This window comes from bacterium (assembly GCA_026416715.1).
In the GTDB taxonomy this organism is placed as follows: domain Bacteria; phylum UBP4; class UBA4092; order JAOAEQ01; family JAOAEQ01; genus JAOAEQ01.
In genome coordinates this window covers 88,540-113,059 of sequence record JAOAEQ010000005.1, presented here as the reverse complement: position 1 = coordinate 113,059, position 24,520 = coordinate 88,540, and the positions used below count along the sequence as shown (strand labels likewise).

The following is a 24,520-nucleotide window of genomic DNA, read 5'->3' as shown; positions in this document are numbered from 1 at the left end:
ATTACCGTGACCTTAAGCGATGAATACCATTACTATCCGATGTCAGATTAACCCTCGGGAGATTGGATATCTGAACAATATTTTCGAGGGATATCCTGGGTTTGCTGTGGTTCGAACGGATGATGCGAAATTAGGGTTGATTCAGCTTTGGGTTTCGCCGGATTTTTATCCTGAAGTTATTGAAATTTTACACGATTTATCGAACTCATTGTATTTAAAAATAATCGACATTGTATCGTAGAGGATAATATTCTATCGGTGTGTCTGTGATACCTGCTAACGGTAACGAAAGAAAAACTTTATCTATACCGTTGGTCATACTCTATGTGGGAGGGGAAAAACTAGTTGAAATTACGAAAAGCAAAAATCCAAGACGTAACCCAAATCCAAGAATTAATCAATCATTTCGCGGCGTTAGATGAAATGTTACCACGGTCGCAGAGTGAACTGTATGAAAATCTGCGAGATTTTTTTGTGGTTGAACATAACGGGAAAATTGTTGCCTGCGGTGCTTTACATATTACCTGGAAGGATTTAGCGGAACTAAAATCACTTGCGGTATCGAGTGCGTATCAGAATCAAGGTTTAGGAAAACAACTGGTTACCGCCTGTTTAACCGAAGCGAAAAAACTCGGTGTCTATCGAGTTTTTGCATTAACCTATAAACCGAAATTTTTTATGAAACTCGGTTTCAGAAAAATTGACCGTTCATTATTGCCGCATAAAATCTGGACTGAATGTATTAAATGCGTTAAATTCCCTGATTGTAAGGAAGTACCACTGATTATTGACTTAACGAAAAAGAAAATCAAGACATAGCAACGGTTAGTATTCCAATGCGAGTGATATACTGTGAAACGAATCGTTCGATTTATTCAAACACTCCGAAATTATTCTGTTATCCTATTTGCTACGCTAGGGTTAATCTTAGCTATTGGTGCAGTATTATATTATCTCGAAGTAACCTTTCAACGGGAAAAAAATAGTCTGATTGTGAGTAATCCGAATCGGTATTTTGCCGACCTGCGGCAGACTTATACCACCCAACTTACCGAATTATCTATCCAGGTGTTAACGCAAGGCAACTCACAAAATTATTTGGAATTCAAGAAACTGGTTGAACAAATCGTAGCGAATCCAGAAAGTATCATTTATGGGATTGAACTGTTTACCAATAATAATACGGTTAAATTTAGTTATGAAGATAAAGCGAAGTTCCGCCGGATGAATAATCGGAATAATTGCCTGATTTCCCGTTCTTTTTCGCATTTAACCCAGATTAGTATTAGTGTTGGCGATAAGGAATATGGCCGATTAGTTGCATATTATACATCGCCAATCAATTCACCGGAAATAGAGCAATTAACCCGTCGGTATGTTCACTATGCGCTATTGATCCCGATATGTTTAATCGGGCTCTATGGATTAATCATGCGCTGGTTTCTCCTGCCGGTTAAACGCGTGGTTGACCATTTATCGATTCCAGACCTTGAAACAATCGAAGTTATTCGGAAGCCGAAAACGTTGATTGAACATGTATATAATCGGATGGCACGAAATACCAAACTGTTAACCGTAAACTTAAAAATAGCGGAATTAGTAGCATCCCAACCGAATTTGACTATTGAAGAAACGATTGCGCAAATATGTAACATCGTCGAACAACAGATGAAATATGACCGGGTGTCACTGCTGCTTCTGGATAAGCAAACGCACCAACTTGAAGTATATCATGTAAAAGAAAAAATTCCGCTCGATACGCCATTATATAAACGTTTAGTAGAATTGGGACAAACGAATCGTGCGATGATACTCCATCGTTCGGAAGAATCGGCAAACGTGCTGCTGGATTATTTTCAGACGCAATCTTTAGTCCTCTGTCCCGTGAGTACAAAAGAGGATAGTATCGAATTACTCGCAGTCAGCTCGTCCCAGAAATATAGCGCGTTTACCGAACAAGATAAGGAAATTGTTACGTTTATTGCTCAGCAAATGAGTTTGGCGTTGCAAAAGAAAGAATATCAACGCCGATTGATTGACCAAGAGAAAAATCAGGTGAGTATCAATCTCGCCCGGAATTTAGGGCACGATTTAACCAATGTCATTGCAGCAACCCGCTGGGATTTAAATACCTTACAATCGTTAATCGAACAATTTGACCCGAACGCATTACCGCCGAACCAAAAAACATTGTTTATTGATGCGATTCAAGGATTGAAAAATAATACCGAATTCCTGCAAGAAATAGTTGATATCTATCGCGCATTTGCGTATTTGAAAAAACCGAAATATGAACTGGTTGACCTGAATCAACTTTTACTGGGTATGGTAGATTTGTTTCGATTATCTACTGCCGGGAAAATAGAGTTTTTACTTGAGCTGGATAACGAGCTCCCACAAATCGAACTAGAACCACGCTTATTCAAATTAGCAATCTTTAATCTCATAACCAATGCTTTGGAAGCGATTAAACTGGCGAGTATTTCCCAACCGTTGAATGGAACTGTAACCTTACAAACAACCATCAATAAAGAAAATGGTCGGATAACGATTCTCATCAAAGATAACGGTTGGGGTATTCGCGATGAACGCGGTAATCTCATTCCTGAAGAGCAAACTAAACGGTTATTCAATTATGGTTATTCAACGAAAGATAAAGATGCCGCTGGTGGGTTGGGATTGGCGTGGGTGCAGACAATTATCAGTGAATTCCACGGCGGTAAAATTAGTGCGCGGAATAATCCTACTGGTGGCGCAACGTTCTGTATAGAATTACCGAGTCATGAACCCTGAAATCAGAGGTTGGAATTGTTGCGCTTAGAAATAAGGTGAACTAATATTCGATCGAAACTATTGAACATTTTATATTTTTATTGGATATTATAATGGATTTATTCAACGAATAAGGTTTTAGATTATGCGAAAAACGATTCTTATCGTAGATGATAACCCGTTATATCGTCAGGCAGTTAAACGGAATCTGCTCCTTCGGAACTATCATGTCATTGAAGCGGAAAACGCTACCGAAGCGATGGCTACAATCGAACGCGAGACGCCGCAGGTGGTCGTTACCGATTTGGATATGCGCACCAGAACCGAAGGGTTAGATTTGATTAAAGAACTGCAAGCGAAACGACCGGAAATACCAATTATTCTTATCTCCGCAGTCGGTACTTTTGATGAAGGGGCGCTGGCGAAAGAATATGGTGCGAAATATGTGATTAGTAAAAGTCGAGTCGGGAATGAAATAGAACATTTATTTAAACTGATTGAACGTGCGATATCGCATCAGGAGAAAGAAACCCGGTTACTCCATCAATTCGAACAATGGAAGGATACGGTTGAACCAAGCCAAGTAGATAATATCATCACGCAATTGCGGAATATTCTGAATGATGATACGTTAAGTAACTACGTGAAAAGTGAAGCTATAGAATTACTGTATATGTATTCCGTTCCGAGTTTGACCGCAGAAACGAAATCCGCTTTGTACCAAGCGCAACAATTACAGACTACAGTTACGTTACCCCAACAGGTTGAACGCGATATTGAAAAGGTATTTTCGCAGTTTCCGGAATTGCAGGAGGAATCAAAGGAAAATATCCGAACCGCAGAATTTTTATATCGCTATCAAACAGAATTCGAGACCGGCTATGATTTCACTCGAAGTATCGGATTCTCATACTGTTTTGCCGTTGAAAATGAAACGAAACATAAGTTCCGATATAAACTCCCGAAATTTCTGCGTTCTGCAACGCTCCGTGATTTACTACAGAAATTGTATGATGCTCGTTTGAAAAATATCGATTTATTTTTCTATCAATATATTATGCGATTGCAACAGAATAAATCGCTTGATTTTCAGGTAGATAAAATTAAACTGGTGTTCGAAAAAATGTTACAGCATGGTGAACGATATAAACCCGATGGATTGAAAGCGATGGGCATTATCATTTTTTGTTTCGGTAGAGAATATCAAGCGCCAACTACCCACGGAGCGGTGGATATTTATAATCCGCTGGGATTGAAAGGGTTGGCTAATGAAGATGAAATTCTGCAACTAGCGCATGAGTTGATTAAACTCCAGCATTTTCGGAATCCATATATTCATCCGGAAATAACCGCTCGGCAAAAAATAACCATCATTCGCGATTCTGCGCTCAAATGTCTTGAATACGTGAGTAAACTGCAGGAATAATCGAGAAGAACATTATCTGAGACAAGCGGAACTGATATAGCAACAAATCCGGATTATCTAATCCTAAATACATTAGGGATTTATCAAAGTCCAGACGCCGGAGTTTGCTCCGGCTAATCTTGATTTATGCAGATTTATCTGATGCGAAAGACGGCACTATGATTTAACCCCGATTTGGTCTCGGAACTAGTTTTGGGTAGGTTTATTGTTATAGCATCAGCATGATTTTCTATCTATCACCGCATACGATTACTTCTTCGTTTTTTTAGCGGTGGTAGTTTTCTTGGTTGAAGTTTTCGAGGTGGGTTTTTTTACTGTCGTTTTTGGTTTTTTATCCGGTTGACTCTGTTTCTTTTTCAGGTCAGCGAGTTCCGATTGTAACTGTTTGATACTATCATGCGCAAAGGTTAATTGTTGAGCTAAATCTTGATTCTGTTTTTTCAATGATTCTAGTTCTTGATTAGCGCCGTGCATTAGCGTCGTACTCGTCGTATCTTTGGAAGACTGTAATTCTGCAGCAAGATTATCCCGGTCTTTTTCGATAATCCGTTTTTGAGTATAAAAGCATATCGCTAATACAATAGCGATAACTAAGAGAACGATTAATATCCAATTCGTACTTCCTTTTTGTGAGCGAGTGAGTTCCATAAGATTCCTCTCAAAAAAGTTATTGAAATGTATCAAATTTAGTGGTAATATGGTAGCATAAAATAACGCGTTTGCAAACATTTTTATTTGAGGGGAGTTTACCTATGAACTTTGAACAACAACGGTTAAAATCTTATGGCGGAATTATGACATTTCTAACGTTTCTCATTGCGCTGGTAGCGTTAGGATTAGCGGTATATGTTTATTTTCAAACTAAAGAATTACAACAGATAAACCGAACTGCTGCTTCTCGCGAGCTTCAATCGCAATCGATGAAATCGGAGAAAGAGCAAGAGTCTGCTGCTGCGGTCGATGAACAGCGACAAAAAGAACAGACATTAGAGTTGAAACTCCATCTGTTGCAGTCGAAAGCAGAAGTTGCAGCGGCACGGTTGGAACTTGCCACGCAAAAAGGTAAAGAAAAGGTTAAACGATTGTTAGAAAAAGCTGGTAGTGAATTAGATGCCGCATCGAAAACAGCAGAAGAAAAAGCTAAACCTGGGATCGAAAAACTTAAAAAAGAATTAGAAGAGATAAATAAAGATGTTGAAACCGGTGCCGGGAATGTTAGTAAAAAGTTGGAAGAATGGACGAAAAAGCTCGAGTCGTTCATTGAGAATAAAAAAGATACTGCTGAAAAGAAAAAATCATAGGACTGACTTCAACAAGTTTTCCCCCTAAGATTTATTGAGTGATATTATCAAACTTACTTAAACACCCCTGTTGCTTTTTCTCCACAGGTAGAACTATCACCCCTGTCTAATCCCTGCCACAAATGCAGGTTATCCCCTAATAATATTTTTATATTTTATTGTAAATATTATAGTTACGATATAGATAGGTTCTGGCATAAATATTGCTCCTATAAATAGTTAACGAAGGGGGAGTGTATCTTTATGGCAGAAATAATGAATATATCAACCATCATCGTAATGAGTAGTATAACGCTTATCACTATCGGATTAGCTTCATGGTCATTATCGGTTATATTCCGGACTATGGAATTTTTCTTGGCGAAACAATCAGCTGATATTAAGAAATAACCGGAACTTAATCGATACTATCTGAGCTACAACCGACTTTGGATTATCACCAAAGTCGGTTTTTTTATTCTTTTTCATTCCCTATGTTTATAAATTATTGATTTACATAGGGTTAATATCTTGTTACGGTGTTTCTCCGCTCTTTTGCACTAGCGGAGTTCAATGAGAATTGAACGGTTCAATTCTCATTCTACCCCGCTATTTCGTCGTTGGTTCATTATTATTATTTTTCGACTTGCTTTTTTTCCGGTTTCAGGTTATCTTAATTAGCGGAAGATATAACCGAAATAATCGTCTCATTTTGCATACACTGTTTTATGGCGATTTGGGAAGAAGAGAACTCAGTCAATAACTGGGATGATGCTGCTGATTGGACTGAAGACCAGTGGGAAGCGTTTTTTCAGGAGCAAGACCGGCGAGCGGATTATTTTCTAAAAAAGTTTGAACAGTCATTAAAAAAATATGAAGCAGCAGGAACCCCTGACCCGGTTGAAGCGGCGTTCAACGAATTATTTGCTGAAATTGAAGGTGCTGAGTTTCCAGAAGTTCCCGCTGAAATTGACGACACGGTTAATGAATCGGATGTTGAAGCTGAAGTCGAATACGAACCGGAAGAACCGCCATGGACGGTAGAAGAATTCGAAGAAGAATTAGATGATTTCCATAACATCTATGCATACCAGATAGCATATGAGTTCGCTATTTTAGTCAACCAGTTCGTTAAACCACTCTACGACACCCCGTTTGAGAACGAGTCAATCCGTCAGTTGCATTATCACGGATATCAGATTGCTGCGCATATTGCCGGTGGTCATGCATATGGATATGATCGCGACGGGATTGTTGGTAATATTGCCAAATGTAAACGTGCGTTACGTAGTATCAATATTTGCTTAGATGCAATAGTAAAAATTAAACAAACTGAAACCGTCTTACCATCACAAACCGATACCCTGTTCCAACAAGCGATTAAAGTCCGTGATGCTGTTATCCATCGGATTGAAGATTTACGAAGTATGGTTTGGTGGTAGGATACTCAACTGCTCAGAGTGTCAAGGACGAAGAGCCAGGTTCTACGTAAAAAATATCAAATAATCAATCTTGCCTCCACGTGTCTATTCCGGTTATTATTTCTCCCGAATCGTATTGTATCATTATTAATCATTTAGTAACTATATATGAGGCAACGGAATAAACCGAAAATAGCTGTCGCTATGAGCGGCGGCGTGGATAGTAGCACGGCAGCAGCGCTCTTGAAACAGTCAGGGTATACCGTGGTTGGGATAACCATGCGACTCTGGTCTGAAGCTAGCCGATGTTGTGGAGTCGGCGATATCGATGATGCACGGCGTGTCTGCACGCAACTAGATATCCCGTTTTATGTGATGAATTATGAACAAGAATTTAAACTGTATGTTATTGATTATTTCTGCCGCGAATATGTTAACGGGCGGACTCCGAATCCATGCATTCTCTGTAATCAGGAAATAAAATTCCATTTTTTGCTGGATAAATCTGCAGCACTTGGGATAGAACAACTTGCCACCGGTCATTATGCGAATATCGAGTATGATTCCCAGAAATCGCGGTATCTACTCAAAAAAGGTGTTGATAAGGCAAAAGACCAATCCTATGCATTATTTTCAATGAAACAGGAGCAACTTGCACGGATTCAGTTTCCGCTGGGGAAATATACGAAACCGCAAACGAGGAAATTAGCGCGACAGTTCGGTCTTCCGGTATCTGATAAACCGGATAGTCAAGAAATCTGTTTTATCCCGGATAATGATTATATCCGATTCATTCAAAAAGAGTTAGCGTTGCAACCACAAGAAGGATACATTGTTGACCTTGCGGGGAGAAAACTGGGGAAACACCAGGGGATTTATCGGTATACCATCGGACAGCGAAGCGGGTTAGGAATCTCTGCCGGACGGCCATTATACGTCGTTGGCATAGATGCCAAGAAAAATGAAGTAATCGTTGGCGGGGCGGAGGATGTATATCGTGATGAACTGGTCGTAGATACCTTGAATTGGATAGCGTTCGATACGCTGACTGAACCGATTGTAGCGCAGGTTAAAATCCGATATAAACACGAACCTGCGGATGCGGTTATAACTCCGAATCCTAGACTTGCTAATTCCGTTATCGTTAAATTTAACCAACCGCAACGTGCGGTTACTCCCGGTCAAGCGGCAGTATTCTATCAAGACGATATTGTTCTCGGTGGTGGTTGGATTCGATGAGATTGAAAATTTACGATTGAAGTTTAAATCGTTATTATGAAAGAGGAAAAATATATGAATGCACGAGAACGATTTCTCCGTACCATGCGATTTCAGGAGGTTGACCGCCCGCCGTGGTGGGAACTGTGGTATTGGGACGATACGGTAGAAAGATGGTATCAAGAAGGGTTACCGCAAGATGTACATCTTTTAGATTACTTCGGTGTTGATCGTAGAGAAAGTGTCGGTGTTAATACCGGTTTGGTTCCTGCGTTTAAAGAAACAACGTTGGAAGAAACGGATAAATACCGCATTTTTATCGATTGGAACGGCGTTAAACGTCAAGAGTTTAAAGAGCACGGTCGGGCAACGATGCCGTTATTTCTCGAATATCCGATAAAAACTCGCGCTGATTGGGAGAAATTGAAAAAAGAACGGCTTAATCCGAATTCACCCCGACGATACCCTTATGATTGGGAAGACCGTAAACGTATGTGGAAAGAGCGGGATTATCCAATATCAATCCATGCGGGGAGTTTCTATGGTGTTCTACGGAATTGGATTGGTGTGGAAAATTTCTCGCTGATGTTCTATGACTCGCCAGAGTTCGTTCACGAAATGATGGAGTATCTGACCGAGTTCTATATTCAGGTCATTCGTCGTGCAGTTGTAGAAATTCCGGATATAGATTACGCAACGATGTGGGAAGATATGTGTTATAAAACCGCATCGTTATTATCTCCAGCGATGTTTAAAGAATTTATTCTTCCCTGTTATAAAAAAGTTACGTCTTTCCTAATAGAGCATGGGATAGATATTATTCTGGTTGACTGCGATGGTAATATCGAAGAACTTATTCCGTTATGGCTAGAAGGCGGAGTTACCGGAGTGTATCCAATAGAAGTAGCGAGCGGAATGGATCCCGTTGCGTTACGGAAAAAATATGGTAAAACCCTCCAGTTACTCGGCGGAATAGATAAACGCGCTCTAGCGCAAGGGAAACAGGCGATTGACCAGGAACTGGAAACGAAATTACCGTATTTATGTGTATCCGGGGGATATGTTCCGTGGTGTGACCATTTAGTACCGCCAGATGTTTCATTTGAGCATTATATGTATTACTTGAATCGCATGAAAGAAATTACCCTCAATCCTAAAAAATATCTCCATTAGCTCCATGGTTGTTCTGCATCCTGCAACACTATCCATTCCACCCCACTTTCAAGGGATGAGAAGTCAACGTTGAAACCCTAATGATTTTTACCCCATGGTTATCTGGGCGCAACTTCGTTGTGATTCGTTCATTAAGCACTGAGTCGTTCTGAACCCTGAAAGTATATAACCCATATCGCTAGCAGGATTCCGCCATTTTCGTGTAAAATAATCTGATATTAATATTAACCTATTATTTTTTATTTCCAAACTATGAAATATCGAAACACCATCATTGCAATAATTATTGTAATTTTACTCGGTAGTTATATCTATGTTTTTGAACGAAAACCTATTCCGGAGCAGGAACCGGGTAAACCGAGCGAACCGTTTATTGCTAAATATGACCCAGCAGCAGTAGTGCAGTTTGAAATTATTCAGCAGGATACCACGAACATAATTCGAGTTGAACGGACAAAAGATAATCAATGGGAAATGAAATTGCCGGTTGTCGCAAAAGCAGATAAATTTGAAGTGGATAGTCTTATTAATGAATTCAAAGAGCTTAAACCATCACGAATTATTGAAGGAAAAGAATTGGAAATGGCAACGTATGGACTCGATAGTCCAGCAATGAGTATTAGACTAACATTCAATACCGTGCAACGTTCTACCGTAAATATCTATGTCGGGAATAAAACGCCGAATGATGAAGATTATTATGTTCGGCGGGAAAATGAACCTTACAAAATATATTTGCTTCCGGCTCATAGTATCAATCAGTGGAAAAAAGAACCGATAGATTTACGGGATAAAAAAGTATTCGAGTTTGAGTCGAATAGTATCGTTCAGGTTAACCTAAAATACCCGAATACTGAATTTCTCTGCGAAAAACAAAAAGATGAATGGTGGGTAATTAAACCAGTAAGAGTTAAAGCTGACCGGAATAAACTCAATGATATTCTCTGGAAAATTCAAGGATTGGAAGTTAAACAGTTTATTGATGAATCGCCGAACGAATTGCGCAAGTATGGATTAGATAAACCGCAAGCAGAGTTTAAATTGCAATCGCCGGATGGAAAAATATATTTACTATCGCTTGGGAAAATAGACGCGCAATCTAAGGCGGTGTATGCAAAAACAGCAGATAAATCGTATATATTTAGTATAGAAACATCTGCGATTAACGAGTTGATGGTTCGTTCACTAACCGAATTGCGTGATCGGACGGTTTTAACCTTTGATGTTGATAGTATCACGCGAATTGAATTGCAATACCCAAATAAAACTATTATCTGTAATAAGGAAAAAAGGGGATGGTATATAATCTCACCGAAAACATGCAAAGCGGATGCGTCGAAAATAGACGAGCTTATTTGGCAAATAAATGGTATAACTATTAAAGAGTTCGGGGAAACAAACCCGAAAAACCTTGCTCGATATGGATTAAGTAAACCTTCTCTCATCATCAAGTTGCGAACAGGTAATATAGAATTACCAACATTATCTTTTGGTACGATAGATCATAAATCTGGGTTACTGTATGCTCAGAGTAGTGATAAAGATTTTGTGTTTCAACTTGATGCCAGTATATTCCAAGAGCTAAAGGTTGATGAAACAGAGTTACAGGAACAGAAATCAGAGTCAAAATCTCAATAAGGAGTTATAGGTACCATGCTAACCTTTTTTTTCAGTATTGCTCATATCCAGACGCAACAAAATGTCCAATTGATTGATGTGGCGAACAATAATAGTGCATGGAATATATTTATACAAACTATCGTTCAATCAGTTATCCATAGCGGACCAGTCGGTAAACTTATCCTGTTAATTTTATTATTCTATTCGATAGTATCCTGGGCGATTATCTTCAATCGTTTTTTCGTTATTCATAGAGCAAAAACACGAGCAGTTAATTTTATCAATGCTATTTGGACAAGGATAGGTCGTTTGCCGGAGGTAACCGAATTGGAAAAGGTACCGGATAATCCGGTCGTCGCAGTAGTCCGAGCTGCGTATCACGAAATAGGACCGCATCTCTCAGTCTCGAATCCGTTAGAGAACGAAAGTAAACTGCGAAATCTTGACCGAGTATTAACCCGGGTGATGCAAATGCAAGTAGCGCAATTGGAGAAATATTTAAATTTTTTAGGGACAACCGCTAGCGCTTGTCCATATTGGGGATTACTCGGAACTGTCTGGGGAATATTAAGTGCTTTCTATACTATGGGTTCTGCAGGAACCGCAAGTATAACAACTATCGGTCCAAGTTTAGCTGAAGCGCTGATTGCGACCGCTGCGGGATTAACTGCAGCTATCCCTGCGTTAATAGCCTATAACTATTTTATCGGACAAATTAAATTTATCAGTCGACAGATGGAACAAGTAGGGTCAGAAATATTAAGTCTCGTTGAAAAACAGTAAAACCAAAACAATCTAAAAATTATGTTGAATATTACCATTTTGCTTTAATATCATTATGCCATTCAATAAAAAAAATGATTCGATTACAACAATGTCAACTATCAATGTGGTTCCATTGATAGATGTAGCGTTGGTATTATTAGTTATTTTCATGATAGTTACGCCGGTATTACATCAGAGTTTAAACGTTCAGTTACCAAAAACCAAATCGCAAGGAACCGAAGTGACCGGCAAGTGGGTGGTTACCATCGCAGATGATAAAAAGATTTATTTGAATGATAAATCGATTACCTTATCTGAACTAGCATCGAAAATGAATGCGATTGGACAGACTACATCAAGTGCTGAGGTGTTTCTTCGTGCGGATCGAAGAGTATCGTATGGCTATGTAGTTCAGGTCATGGATGTTATTAAGAAAGCCGGAATACATCGGTTAGGTATTGTAACGAGTCCGGATATAACCGGAACCCAATAAGATTATGAACATGCGAATTTCATTATCATTTTCAACGGCAATACATTTACTTTTCATTTCGATGCTATGGGTTTGGGGCACTACATTAAAACCGAAACCACACTATGTACCGGTATATAATGTTAGTTTAGTTGATTTACCATCAGGTGTAGGCTTTTTCGTGCCGAATGCAGCGGCACCACAGCTAGTAGAACCGACAGTGAAACAAATTCCTCAAATTAATATTACGCCAAAAATAAGTAAAGAAGAAAAAATTCCGGTCATCGTTGCGAAAATTCCTGAACCGAAAATATCCACGTCATTCCTGAAAGAATCAATACCAGGGACGAATGTTCCGTCCGTAAGTTCTGCTGGTAGAGAATCTCCAACCATTGTTATCGGTCCAGCAGGGACCGGACTTGCAACCGATGGGATTCCGTTTCCGTATCCATATTATCTAGTCGCCGTTCAGAATAAAATTAGTGAAAATTGGCAACCGCCAGCGAGAGCTACCGCTTCACGTGAATCAAAAACCGTTGTTTTTTTTCAGATACAACGAACTGGACGGATAACTAATATTCAAGTTGAACAGAGTTCTGGCTCGATACAGCTTGATGCGGCGGCAGTTCGTGCAGTGCAATTAGCTGACCCATTACCGCCATTACCACAAGGGTTTCAATCGGAGGTACTACGGATCCATTTTGGGTTCGTCTACTATGCAGAATAACCGAAAGTGAGAAACATATGGCATTGAAATATAAAATAATTGTACAACAGAAAATAACATTCAAATTATTAATACTTATCATGCTCATTTTCCTTTTTGGAAGTATAGTTCATACGCAGGATGTATATCTGCAAACGGAAGGCACGGTTCGGAAAATAGTAGTGGTTTTGAATGAATGGTTAGCACAATCTGGATCCGAATCATCTCCTTCACATTACTCAGTGAAGAATTTATCTGCAATTCCAAAATTTGATTTAGAGTTTACCGGATTATTTGATGTGATAACTACCAGTCAGGAATTAACTGCGGAGCTCGATTATCCGTTTTTACGTGAATTGAAAGCGATCGTTGCGACGAAAGGAACCTATTCGCTGAAAGGGGAGCAATTGCAGGTTGACACGGAAGTTTATGATGTGGCGAAAGGAACGATGATTTGGGGCAAACGATATACCGGCGATGTAGAATCACAACGGGAAATAATGCATCGGTTATCTGATACTATTTTAGCAAGTTTTGGTCTATCTGGTATTGGAAATAGTAAAATTGCATTCATTTCCAATGCGAAAGGAAATAAAGAGTTATACATGATGGATTATGATGGTTATAATGTCATCCAGTTAACTAACGATAAATCTATCACGTTATCACCATCGTGGTCTCCGGATACAACAAAAATCGCCTATGTAAGTTATAAACGCGGAAATCCGGATCTATATGTGATTGATGTTTCGTCTCGAGTGACGAAATGTATTGCTTCGTTTCAAGGGCAAAATACAGCACCGGCGTGGTCCCCTGATGGACGATATATTGCCGCATCGTTGAGCAAAGATGGGAATGGGGAAATATACTTAATTCCTGCTGATGGACATGGTGTTCCACGCCGATTGACGTTTGACCGCGGGATTGATACATCTCCGTGTTGGTCTCCGAGCGGCAAGCAAATTGCGTTTGTTTCTGACCGGAGTGGGAGTCCGCAAATTTATATTATGGATGCTATTGGTAGTAATCTCCGCCGATTAACCTTTGAAGGGAAATATAATGCTTCGCCGAACTGGTCGCCGCGAGGTGACTATATCAGTTATGTTACCATGCAGGGAAATGAATTGAATATTTGTATTATTCAAGTTGATGGGCAAGGATTACGACAATTGACTACTGGATATGGTAATTGCGAAAATCCTTCGTGGTCTCCCGATGGTCGGCATATCTGTTTCAGTTCAAATCGATATGGGAGTGAACAGATTTTTGCAGTGAGAGTTTCCGATAACCATATTGTTCAGCTGAGCAATTTGAAAGGGAATAATACCGAACCTGACTGGACGAAATGATACTTATAACTGTTTATATCGGGTAAAAAGACAAAAAAATCATCCGATTTATGTTTACAAAACTATTAAAATTTGATATAGTATAGTTAATTGTGTTGTTTAAGAAAATTAATTTTGAAGGGGGGGAGAACGATTTATGACCTTAAAACGAACGATGTGGTTTATGGTGGTAACAACGTTGGTAGTAGTGTTGATTTTTTCATTCGGTTGTAGTTGTTTTAAAAAAGCAAAAAAGGTTGAAGCGAAACCGGAAGTAAAACAGCAACCACCACCACCGCCGCCACCACCAGCGAAACCACCGGTGAAACCACCGGAAGAGCCCATGGAGAAACCTGAACCGCCACCACCAGCGCCACCAACTGAAGAAGAGGTTAAATTGCCGCCACCGCCAGCACCGCCGAAAGCAATCGAGTTATTGCCGGTATATTTTGCGTTTGATAAATCGGATTTAACTCCTGAAGCAATAGCAACCTTAAATAAAAACGTTGCAGTGCTGAAAGCGAATCCGGACCTGAAAGTAGTCGTTGAAGGACATTGCGATGAACGGGGGACAGTTGAATATAATATGGCGTTAGGTGAACGGCGAGCGAAAGCTGTCCGGGATTACTATATTTCTGCTGGAATTGATAAAAGTCGTATTCGTATTATTAGTTACGGTGAAGAACGACCGATTGATCCTGGACATAACGAAGAAGCTTGGGCGAAAAATCGACGTAGCGAGACCGTCAAAGAAATTCAATAATATCTTGCTGTGCTGTATTTGTTAAACCAGATTGAGTATAGCTGAAGGTTTTATGCATATTATAAATAAAACCTTCAGCTTCTTTCTTACGTTTCTTATGAAGACATTCATAAAAAATAATACTGGCATCATTATAGGTATCTCAGGTATAGCTATATTATTACTTTTTTCCGGTTGTGTAACAACTCAACAAGCTGAACAGATGTCCATAGATTTAAGATTAATTCAACAACAATTAGCTCAAAACCGTGATGATTTTGCAACGTTACGTAAAGATATGCTGATGAATAAAGAAGAAACAGCAAAAATATTAACCCAGAATACGAAAGAGCTAAAAGCAGAAACAGCAGCATTGAGAGATAATATAGATCGGATCCAGAAGAATCAGGCGGAAATGAATATGAAAATCAATGGGTTAAGTCAAGATATTAGTGTCGTTCAAGGGAAATTGGATGAATATAAAGACCGAATTACTGCTACCGCGCAAAAAGTTGATACTATTGAAGTGAATTTAGGGAAACGACTAGATTCATTAAAATCAACGATTAATAAACGGATTGATACGTTGGAAGCAAAAGTTGCTGCTAGTGGAACGAGTGGTGTTGTTGAACCAATCAGTGATACTACTGGAGTTAATCCAACGATTGATACTACTGAACCACCCGATCCAGACCAATTGTATCGTACCGCTTATAGTGATTACGTCAAAGGGAATTACGATATAGCAATTGAACAAATGATACTCTATCTTCAACATTTTCCTGAATCCGAAAACGCGCATTCTATTCGCTATATGCTAGGTGATTGCTATTACAACAAAAAGCAATATGACTTGGCATTAGCTGAATTTGATAAAATTATTAAACAGACACCAACAAGCGATAAAATTCCTGCTGTGATGTTGAAACGAGCATATATATACCGCGAACAAAAAAAGGATACAGAATACGTTGCAGAATTGAAATCGTTGATTAAAAAGTATCCCTTGTCTCCGGAAGCAGAAATTGCCATTGATGAATTGAAATCAGAAAAATAAATTCTAACAGTTAGCGAGACATAATTTGGGAGTGAATCATTCGGAAAAATGTATTCACTCCCATTTTTTATTTATCAGAATAGGTAGATTATGGTAAGATATTAGTCAAAACAACATAATTTGGCATATCTTATGCTTACTCAACGGTTATTACAACGACAGGTTCAAAAATTGGTCATGACACCGCAAATGCAGCAGGCGATCCAACTTTTGCAGCTGCAAACCATGGAACTTGCCCAGTTGATTGAACAAGAAATGGAACAGAATCCGATGCTAGAGCAGGTTGAGGCTATTGAACCGGAAGAAGAACCGACCGTGGCTTCTGATGAGGTAGATACATCAATCAGCGTTCCCCCTTTATCAGAACCTGAGCGAACCGAAGGGTCAGATTCGAGTGAACAATTGACCGCGGATGATTTAAAAGCCGTTGAAGAGATAAATTGGGATGATTTATTTTCGGATGACCGAATTTGGGAAAGTACATCATCAGAAGTTGAACCATATAGTGAAGAAAAACGGGGCGGATATATTTCTAATATAGCAACTCGTGGCCAGACTTTACAAGAATATCTGCTTTCCCAACTTAGTTTCGCCGAGTTATCTAAGCGCGAATCGCTGATTGCAGAGACAATTATTGGTAATATTGATGTTGATGGTTATTTGAATGTTACCATCGAGGAAATTGTTCAAGAGGTACAAAAAGAAGCAGCGGAACGCGGTATCCAAGGATTACAAGATATAACGGCAGAAGAGGTTCAGAAAGTTCTCGATCAAATCCAACAGTTTGACCCACCAGGGGTAGCAGCGCGTTCTCTGCAAGAATGTCTCCTGCTTCAACTCCCAGCAAGAAAAATTGATGACCCGATTGTAAAAGAAATATTAACGAATCATTTCCAAGAGTTAGAACGACATAAATATCCGCAATTAGCCAAAAAGTTGAAAGTACCGTTAAGTCGCATTCAGAAAGCAATCGATATTATTTCTACATTAGAACCTAAACCAGGTCGGCAATTTATTGCAATTGTTCCGCAGACAATTATTCCTGATGTTATTGTAGAAAAAGTTGACGGTGAATATCAGGTTCGGTTGAATGATGATGATATTCCGCAGTTGCGGATTAGTCCGGTGTATCAATCGATGCTACGTAACCGAGAGAAACTATCGAAAGAACAATATGAATTTCTCCTTGACAAGTATAAATCAGCGAAAAATTTGATTCGCAATATTGAACGCCGAAAGAAGACTATACTACTGATTACTGAAAGTATCGTTAAAATGCAACGTGATTTTTTTGAAAAAGGAATAGAATTTTTAAAACCGCTCAAACTACGGGAAATTGCCGAACAGGTTGGTGTCCATGAATCTACGGTAGCGCGAGTAACTACCAATAAATATGTTCAGACACCGCATGGATTGTTCGAATTAAAATATTTCTTTAGCAGCGGCGTTGATAGTGATGGCGGTGATATGGTTTCTGCACGGAGTATTCGGCAGATGATTCAATCATTAATCCAAAATGAAAATCCCCAAAAGCCGTTATCTGACCAGACTATTGCGGATATTCTCAACGCGAAAGGAATAAACATCGCACGCCGGACTGTCGCAAAATATCGGGAACAAATGAAAATACTACCTGCGCATATGCGGAAACGAATTACCTAAAAACGGAAGAATTGGGAAAAACATTATACGTTACAAATCAGCAGGGACAACATATGATGACATTAACTGCACTCATCATGGCTGGAGGGCGAGGAGAACGATTCTGGCCGAAAAGTAGAAAGAAATCCCCAAAACAAACCTTAACCTTATTCAATGGACAACCCCTTATCAACAGTGCACTGAATCTGTTAACCCCTGTGATCTCGCAAGAGCGGATTTTTATTGTTACTGAAAAATCGGTTGCGAAACCGATCTGTGCGGTTCTTCCGCAGACATTTCCAGCAAAGAATCTTATTATCGAACCGATGGGAAGAAACACCGCTGCTTGTATCGGATTAGGAACGGTATATATTACCCAGAAATATCCGGATGCGATCATTGCGGTTATTTGTGCCGACCATCTAATACCGGATGGTGATAGTTTCAGACAACATCTCTTGTTAGCGGTGCAAATCGCTGAACAGCATGATTATTTGGTAACTTTTGGGATAAATCCGAGTTATCCCGAAACTGGATTTGGATATATCGCATCCGGAGATATGTTACTTACTTCCAATGGTTTATCAGTGTATCGGGTGAAACGGTTTATTGAAAAGCCCGATAAACCGACTGCGGAACGCTATGTCGTCAGCGGAACCTATTTTTGGAATAGCGGGATGTTTGTCTGGCGTGCGTCAACTATCCTTGCACAAATCCAGCGGTTTATGCCGCAGCTTTATAATGGTTTACAAAAAATCCAGTCGGTTATTGGAACGCCACAGGAACAATCAGTTATTCACGCTGTCTATCGTAACCTCGATAAAATACCGATTGATAAAGGAATTATGGAGAAATCTGACCGAGTTGCAGTAGTTAAAAGTATATTTCCATGGTCAGATATTGGTTCTTGGTTGACCTTAGATTTAATTCGAGAAAAAAATGGGGATGGAAACGTTGCGCTTGGAGATTACTTAGGGATAGATACTAAAAATAATATTATAGTTTCTGACAACCAATTAGTGGCAGCGATAGGAATTAAAGATATGGTGGTTGTAGCAACGAAAGATGTGGTCTTGATTTGCCCTAAGGAGCGAACCCAGGAAGTTAAACAGATTGTTACCCAATTAGCGTCAGATCCCAAATATGGTCGATATTTGTAATATCTTTAATTTTTTAAACTACTTTTATCTATTGAATTTTTAACAATGTTCTATAAAACGGAATTATATTTTTCTCTAATTTGACAAAATGAATAGATCAGTCAATTGTTAGATTAAATAAGGATGGTTAATAACGTATGAAAAAAGAAAAAGATAAACCAAAACCAAGCCATGAAAAAGTAAATGAAGTGATACCATTGGCTGAACCGAAACCGATATCACGTAACCTTAATATTTCACTGCAGGAACGAAATGAGTTGATTAAACTTGCTGAACGATATCTCGGATACGACTCACTTTATATTTGGAACGCAAACCTCAATGGGATAATTTTGCAATTACGAACTAATGATGCGCATCTAGATGATTTCTGGCGTGAAAATTGGTATCCTGCACTCCTTGACCATAGTCTACGTCCTCATGGGACACTCTATGCAATTAGTGGAATAACTGATATGGCACCGGGGTTATTTTATCATTCAGGAAGTAAAACCGGATTTATATTGAGTTCAAACTTTTATGGTGAAGTACGGTCTTTAGCGCTTGGCATAGCGTTAGATATTTCTGAAGAGCACAATGCGGTACATTTTATCCGGGGAGCACTCGTTGATGTTAATGGTGAAGGAGTCGTTATCACCGGATTGACCGATAGTGGTCGTTCGACTCATAGTTTTTTATTATTACAAATGGATCGCGCTCGGATTCATTCGAATGAATGGATTTATGTTGAACATCTTGGTGGTGAAAAAGGACGGTTATCCACTCATGTTTCTGATAGAAAATTTTATCTCAAATCCAGCACAGCTAAAATTAATCCGCGAATTAAAGAACTGTTGAAAAAATGTAAAGAAAAAGATGGATATATAATGCTCGACCCACTTTGGATCGGTGGTCAGGAGAAATACCTCGATACGACTCGTATCAAACTATTCTTTTTTCTTGTACCTGACGTGAATGATCCAAAATTAGCGAAGCGATTGAAACCAGAAGAAGCGTTATCTCTATTAGTCAATGCCAAACAGCCGTTTTTTAATCCGCATGCTTTAGTAATCAACAATCAACGGAAAGCATTACAAACCGAATTTTTTAAAGAAGTATTCAATTTCGCGGCTGCATATCAAATTAATACTGTCCATCCGGTTTTCGAAGTCCAACGGAAAATGCGCGAGATTATTATTTCCGGCGAATATATGAAACCGATGAAAGAAATTGTTATGCCGGTTGCTTTAGAATTAAAACTTCCACAGATTGATACGAAATTATTAAGTGCAGCTGTAACGGAATTATATCAACAGTCGAATGTACAACATATTACTCCGCTTGAAGCGAAACGCATGGCAGAACCTTATGGTACGAAAACTCGGTTCGGGAATTATAATTTTGTTTCTACCGTAAAAAATCGCAGTGCAGGATTGACCGTGTATGTTGGTAGTCCACGGGTAATGCAGTCAAAATTGAATCCGCGACAGAAAGAAATATTAAAAAGTCTACCCCGAACAATTGAAGAAGTCAATAAATATTTAAAACGAGCCCCATTCGTCTGCACTGAACGAACTATGGGAGATAATAATTATTTTGCGCCTCGATGCCGTTTATTTGTTTCCGTTCATCGAAAAGAGATGGTTCGGTTAGCGCATATGATTAACCAAACATTGTTGCCTTTAAAAGAAAAAACAAAAGGACCATTGCTTAACCTCGTTTATATTCCAGAATGGCAAGAAAAAGACCGACAGATATTGGTGTTTCCGGAAATTGGGATAACCTATGTGCTTGGGTCAGATTATTATGGAGAAGCAAAAAAAGGATTTTTGCGGATGGCAATGTGGCACGCGAAAGAACAAGGTATGCTTGGGTTACATGCAGGCGCAAAAATCCTGAAAGCTCGTGGTATAGATGGTAAGATTCGTAAATATAGTATGATTATTTTCGGATTAACTGCCACAGGGAAAACAACTCATTCCTGTCATGACCATGGTTTGACCGGAAAAGGTGAAGGAATAGAAATCGTACAGGATGATTTTGTTGCATTACGGAAAGATGGGGCTTGTTTAGGAACAGAACAAGGGTTCTATCTTAAAACGGAAGGGGTTAATCCGGAAGTCCAGCCATTAATCTATCAAGCGGCAACAACTCCCAACGCTATTTTCGAAAATGTTATGGTAGATTATCTCGGTAATGTTCTTTTTGATGATGAAACGCTTACCGGAAATGGACGCGGAATTATGCAGCGCTCAGATTTTGGTACCTATGCAAGTCCGAGTATTAATTTACCGCCGTTAGAAGAAGTTGACGGTATGATTGTTGCTTTTATCACTCGCAGGAATACAGTCGTTCCAATCGTATCCAAATTAACTATCGAACAAGCAGCAGCTGCGTTTATGCTTGGAGAATCAATCGAGAGTTCGGGTTCAGACCCGCGCCGAGCTGGCGAATCCGTGCGTGAAGTAGGAACTAATCCTTTCATAGTTGGTAGTGAAGCTGAAGAAGGCAATATTTTCTACAACTTTTTAAAATCACATCCGGAGAAAGTACATTGTTATTTATTGAACACTGGCGGAGTAGGTGAAATAACCGAAATTTCTGAAGAGGGGACAAAAGTTGTCCGACAAAAAGTACTACGAGTCCAGATACCAGAAATGGCTGCAATCATTCGAGGTATTGCGCGAGGTTCTATTGAATGGAAGAAAGATGAATATTGGAATGTGATGGTTCCTAACAGTGTAGAAGGTATGGATATCAATCGATTTGAATTAACAAAATTTTATCCCGAGGTTAAAATAGAAGAATTAGTACATCAATTACGACTTGAACGAATTGAATATATCCAGAATTTCAAAGGATTAGATTCAAAAATTGTTGATGCGGTTAAAGAATTATAGATTTAATCTATTTTATATTCAAATCTTCACGCTGGATATCGGTCTAATTGTGGCGAGATAGATGTTATTCGTTTCTTAATGGAGGTATTCTTTTGTTAAAGAAAAAAATCTTATGGTAATTCCTTTGAAGGATGAACAGAAATGTTTTGCTTGTGGAAAACTTAATCCTTACGGTTTGCATTTGGAATTTACTCGGATAGACCAGAATTCTCTCCGAACTACATTTACTCCTAGGGAATATCATCAGGGTTGGGCAGAATATCTTCATGGTGGATTAATTTCAACGATTCTTGACGAAGTTATGGTTCGCTTGGCTTATGAACTTGGTTTGCGTGTGATGACCGCGGAAATTAATATCCGATATAAAAAAGCAGTTAAAATAGGTACACCGTTAGTAGCGGAATCAAAGCTAATCCAGCAGAATAAACGATTAGTCCAAACGGAAGCTGAGCTTCTCTCAGCTGATCGAACTATCCGGTATGCTTTTGCTACGGCAAAATTGATCCTCTTATAACCAGTTTCATTAAGAGTCGAGATGAATTTATCAAATGCTTCGATTTTATTCTACGGTAATTTTTGCTTGGAAGCTAATTGAACTGTATATTGGGATGGGAGTAACTAACAGACTAGTTGATAAAGAGTTGGTTTAGTATTATACTTTTACCGTAATAGAGGCCGTTCGCAATTATGAGTAGAAAATTAGTGACTATCGGAATATTGATAACCGTTGGGGTTTTAGTATATCTTTATTTTCCACGGGAAAATGTTATCGGATATTTCAGCGATTCGATTAATCCGATTAAACAGCAAGAAAAGAAATTGGCGACGAACACGACCCAAGCACAACCTAATTCGCAGCAAGTTTATCAGCCAAGTCAACCCCAATCTGCACCGCTAGGAAAACCGATATCTGAATACCTTAAGATACGGCGTATGGCGGATGAAAATCAGGTGCAAATATTGTCGTTCGATGAACTGCAAATCGGTACCGTAACAATGCGACTACGTGCCCGGGATAAAAACGATATTTTCAATTTTATTGATGCAATTGAACGTGGAATAAATCTACGGGATATCGAAAATATCTCTAAAGGATACAAGATAATGTATGACAATGACGGCAGGCAAATTGTTGAAGCCGTTATTTGGATACGATATATCCCGCGATATCAATAGAAGGATAGTTACGAACTAAGCAGTTGGGTATCAATTAATTCTTCAAAAACCTTTTGCAATTCTTCATTTTTTGACAGAGAATAGAATTCGGTATATCTGCTAGCATAGAAAGGACTTCCCCATAACGGACCGCAGTTATGCAACACGCCGAGTTCTTCCAGTTCACGGACGAATGGTTCGATTTCATCAGGTTGTTTTCCGAGGTCTTGTGCAATTTCTTCTAAAGTCTGGCAAGCATTTGGATGATGATAGAAATAATTAACGATTTGCTGTTCATCTGGGGACTGTTTGATTCTATCCAAAAAATTCTTCTTTTTTAATGGATAATACATTTGGCTCACCTCATTAGCCGTCCCCCTCAAATCCCTGGATTAACCGTTGGTTTATTTTTATCAATAGAAAAACCCACCGCAGTAGCCTTGAATAATACTTCGGTGGGTTTATTGTTTCATAAGAATACCCTCAGTATGATTATAACCATTTACCACTCTTAGTTTACTCCTAACCCATGCTTTTGTCAAGTGAAAAATTCTATATTTATCTATTTTGATTGAAATTGCTGGACGGTAAATTTCCGAACCGCATTGCGGTATACCTCGAACGTTTTACGTGCGGTATCCTGCCAAGAGAAATGGTGTGCTCGACTCAATGCTTTTTCCGATAAATGGTTAGCTAATTCTTGGTCGGTGAGCAATCGGGATAAAGCTTTAATTAACTCAGATTCATTTTTCGGATCTATTAAAATTCCAGCATACGAAACAACTTCCGGCATAGATGAGATTTTAGAGGTTATAATCGGAGTTCCGCAAGCGAGTGCATCTACCAGCGGCAATCCAAACCCTTCATAGAGTGAAGGATACACAAACACTGCTGCTGCATTATAAAAAAAAGGTAAATCTTCTTCGGAAACATAATTCATGAAAATGATCTGGTTTTGTAAATTTAATTCATCAATTAATTTAAAAATAGATTGATATTGCCATCCTTTTTTACCAACCAGAACGAGTTGATATTTTTCCCGTAATTCTGTAGGAAGTTGGTGGTATGTCTTTAGCAATACTTCGATATTTTTCCGTGGTTCTAACGTACCGACAAAAAGGATAAATCGAGATTGAATACCGTAGCGCTCAGCAAGATATTTTCTAGCGGTTTCTTTTGGGATAAGACGTGAAAAAGAACTTGGAGCGAGATGAATAACTTCGATTTGATTTTCTCGGATTTTGTAAAGCTCAACCAGCTCGTTTTTTATCGCTTTTGAGTCAACAATGATTGCTGTTGCTCGATTCAATGATTTAGGAATTAATCGCGGCAAGAGTAACCGATTCTTTATATCGGTTAATTTCGGATAAAAATGGAACGTTAAGTCATGGACGGTAATTACCGAGGCACAGGGACACCGAAATGGGATTACGCCGAACGGCGAATGAAATATATCTATTCCCAATCGCTTTAGCAATTTCGGTACCTGTAGTTGTAGCCAGATATTACCTGGTAGACCATATTGTTCAATACGATTAAATCGTGCTAAGTTTGCTGGTGCTGTATAACAGATATTACGACTTGAAAGGAGATAATAGGTATGTTCCTCTGTCATTTGCGCATATTCATCAAGCAGATGTTTTAGATAAACACCAATTCCCGTCGGCTGAGGTATTAATGCACGAGCATCAATAGCAACGTTCAT

General features: G+C 39.0%; 24 protein-coding genes. 21 read left to right on the top strand and 3 right to left on the bottom strand.

What is annotated here, in order from left to right; translation table 11 throughout:
• The first annotated feature begins 19 nt into the window (after positions 1-19).
• The 4 genes from N3A72_03355 to N3A72_03340 all read left to right on the top strand — a co-directional run bounded on the left by N3A72_03355 (position 20) and on the right by N3A72_03340 (position 4,198).
• Complete coding sequence (locus N3A72_03355) at positions 20-241, top strand: DUF4911 domain-containing protein (GenBank protein MCX7918649.1); 222 nt, start codon at positions 20-22, stop codon at positions 239-241.
• Positions 242-345: 104 nt separating this feature from the next.
• On the top strand, positions 346-819 hold the full coding sequence (locus tag N3A72_03350; GenBank protein MCX7918648.1) for an N-acetyltransferase: 474 nt from the start codon (positions 346-348) through the stop codon (positions 817-819).
• Between the two features lie 33 nt (positions 820-852).
• Positions 853-2,793, top strand: a complete 1,941-nt coding sequence (locus tag N3A72_03345; GenBank protein MCX7918647.1) for a HAMP domain-containing histidine kinase — start codon at positions 853-855, stop codon at positions 2,791-2,793.
• 124 nt (positions 2,794-2,917) lie between these two features.
• Positions 2,918-4,198: a response regulator gene (locus N3A72_03340; GenBank protein MCX7918646.1), complete on the top strand. Its 1,281-nt coding sequence runs from the start codon at positions 2,918-2,920 to the stop codon at positions 4,196-4,198.
• A 249-nt stretch (positions 4,199-4,447) separates the two neighbouring features.
• Here the strand turns inward: N3A72_03340 and N3A72_03335 are convergent, their stop codons facing one another.
• On the bottom strand, positions 4,448-4,846 hold the full coding sequence (locus tag N3A72_03335; GenBank protein ID MCX7918645.1) for a hypothetical protein: 399 nt from the start codon (positions 4,844-4,846) through the stop codon (positions 4,448-4,450).
• Between the two features lie 104 nt (positions 4,847-4,950).
• Here N3A72_03335 and N3A72_03330 point away from each other — a divergent pair, with 104 nt between their 5' ends.
• The 17 genes from N3A72_03330 (at position 4,951) to N3A72_03250 (ending at position 22,836) form a co-directional block, all read left to right on the top strand.
• Positions 4,951-5,499, top strand: a complete 549-nt coding sequence (locus N3A72_03330) for a hypothetical protein (protein MCX7918644.1) — start codon at positions 4,951-4,953, stop codon at positions 5,497-5,499.
• Between the two features lie 243 nt (positions 5,500-5,742).
• A complete protein-coding gene (locus N3A72_03325; protein ID MCX7918643.1) occupies positions 5,743-5,889 on the top strand; it encodes a hypothetical protein in 147 nt (48 codons plus the stop codon).
• A 317-nt stretch (positions 5,890-6,206) separates the two neighbouring features.
• Positions 6,207-6,920, top strand: coding sequence for a hypothetical protein (locus N3A72_03320; protein ID MCX7918642.1), 714 nt, complete (start codon positions 6,207-6,209; stop codon positions 6,918-6,920).
• Between the two features lie 147 nt (positions 6,921-7,067).
• Positions 7,068-8,138: a tRNA 2-thiouridine(34) synthase MnmA gene (mnmA, locus tag N3A72_03315; GenBank protein MCX7918641.1), complete on the top strand. Its 1,071-nt coding sequence runs from the start codon at positions 7,068-7,070 to the stop codon at positions 8,136-8,138.
• Between the two features lie 54 nt (positions 8,139-8,192).
• Complete coding sequence (locus tag N3A72_03310) at positions 8,193-9,290, top strand: hypothetical protein (GenBank protein MCX7918640.1); 1,098 nt, start codon at positions 8,193-8,195, stop codon at positions 9,288-9,290.
• Positions 9,291-9,542: 252 nt separating this feature from the next.
• Positions 9,543-10,928 (top strand): DUF4340 domain-containing protein, encoded by a 1,386-nt coding sequence (locus N3A72_03305; GenBank protein ID MCX7918639.1) that lies wholly within the window; start codon positions 9,543-9,545, stop codon positions 10,926-10,928.
• 15 nt (positions 10,929-10,943) lie between these two features.
• Positions 10,944-11,693 (top strand): MotA/TolQ/ExbB proton channel family protein, encoded by a 750-nt coding sequence (locus N3A72_03300; GenBank protein MCX7918638.1) that lies wholly within the window; start codon positions 10,944-10,946, stop codon positions 11,691-11,693.
• 55 nt (positions 11,694-11,748) lie between these two features.
• Positions 11,749-12,168, top strand: coding sequence for a biopolymer transporter ExbD (locus tag N3A72_03295; protein MCX7918637.1), 420 nt, complete (start codon positions 11,749-11,751; stop codon positions 12,166-12,168).
• Positions 12,169-12,172: 4 nt separating this feature from the next.
• Positions 12,173-12,874, top strand: a complete 702-nt coding sequence (locus tag N3A72_03290; GenBank protein MCX7918636.1) for a TonB family protein — start codon at positions 12,173-12,175, stop codon at positions 12,872-12,874.
• A gap of 17 nt (positions 12,875-12,891) precedes the next feature.
• Complete coding sequence (gene tolB, locus N3A72_03285; GenBank protein MCX7918635.1) at positions 12,892-14,202, top strand: Tol-Pal system beta propeller repeat protein TolB; 1,311 nt, start codon at positions 12,892-12,894, stop codon at positions 14,200-14,202.
• A gap of 136 nt (positions 14,203-14,338) precedes the next feature.
• The gene (gene pal / locus N3A72_03280) at positions 14,339-14,944 is read left to right on the top strand and encodes a peptidoglycan-associated lipoprotein Pal (GenBank protein MCX7918634.1); all 606 of its coding nucleotides are present in this window, start codon (positions 14,339-14,341) and stop codon (positions 14,942-14,944) included.
• A 97-nt stretch (positions 14,945-15,041) separates the two neighbouring features.
• Positions 15,042-15,980, top strand: coding sequence for an outer membrane protein assembly factor BamD (bamD, locus tag N3A72_03275; GenBank protein ID MCX7918633.1), 939 nt, complete (start codon positions 15,042-15,044; stop codon positions 15,978-15,980).
• A gap of 132 nt (positions 15,981-16,112) precedes the next feature.
• Complete coding sequence (gene rpoN / locus N3A72_03270) at positions 16,113-17,642, top strand: RNA polymerase factor sigma-54 (protein ID MCX7918632.1); 1,530 nt, start codon at positions 16,113-16,115, stop codon at positions 17,640-17,642.
• Positions 17,643-17,695: 53 nt separating this feature from the next.
• Complete coding sequence (locus N3A72_03265; protein MCX7918631.1) at positions 17,696-18,781, top strand: sugar phosphate nucleotidyltransferase; 1,086 nt, start codon at positions 17,696-17,698, stop codon at positions 18,779-18,781.
• Between the two features lie 137 nt (positions 18,782-18,918).
• On the top strand, positions 18,919-21,660 hold the full coding sequence (locus tag N3A72_03260) for a phosphoenolpyruvate carboxykinase (protein MCX7918630.1): 2,742 nt from the start codon (positions 18,919-18,921) through the stop codon (positions 21,658-21,660).
• Positions 21,661-21,772: 112 nt separating this feature from the next.
• Complete coding sequence (locus tag N3A72_03255) at positions 21,773-22,174, top strand: PaaI family thioesterase (GenBank protein ID MCX7918629.1); 402 nt, start codon at positions 21,773-21,775, stop codon at positions 22,172-22,174.
• A 173-nt stretch (positions 22,175-22,347) separates the two neighbouring features.
• Positions 22,348-22,836, top strand: a complete 489-nt coding sequence (locus N3A72_03250; protein ID MCX7918628.1) for a hypothetical protein — start codon at positions 22,348-22,350, stop codon at positions 22,834-22,836.
• An 8-nt stretch (positions 22,837-22,844) separates the two neighbouring features.
• Here N3A72_03250 and N3A72_03245 read toward each other — a convergent pair whose 3' ends face one another.
• Positions 22,845-23,168 (bottom strand): hypothetical protein, encoded by a 324-nt coding sequence (locus tag N3A72_03245; protein MCX7918627.1) that lies wholly within the window; start codon positions 23,166-23,168, stop codon positions 22,845-22,847.
• A gap of 209 nt (positions 23,169-23,377) precedes the next feature.
• On the bottom strand, positions 23,378-24,520 hold the full coding sequence (locus N3A72_03240) for a glycosyltransferase family 4 protein (protein MCX7918626.1): 1,143 nt from the start codon (positions 24,518-24,520) through the stop codon (positions 23,378-23,380).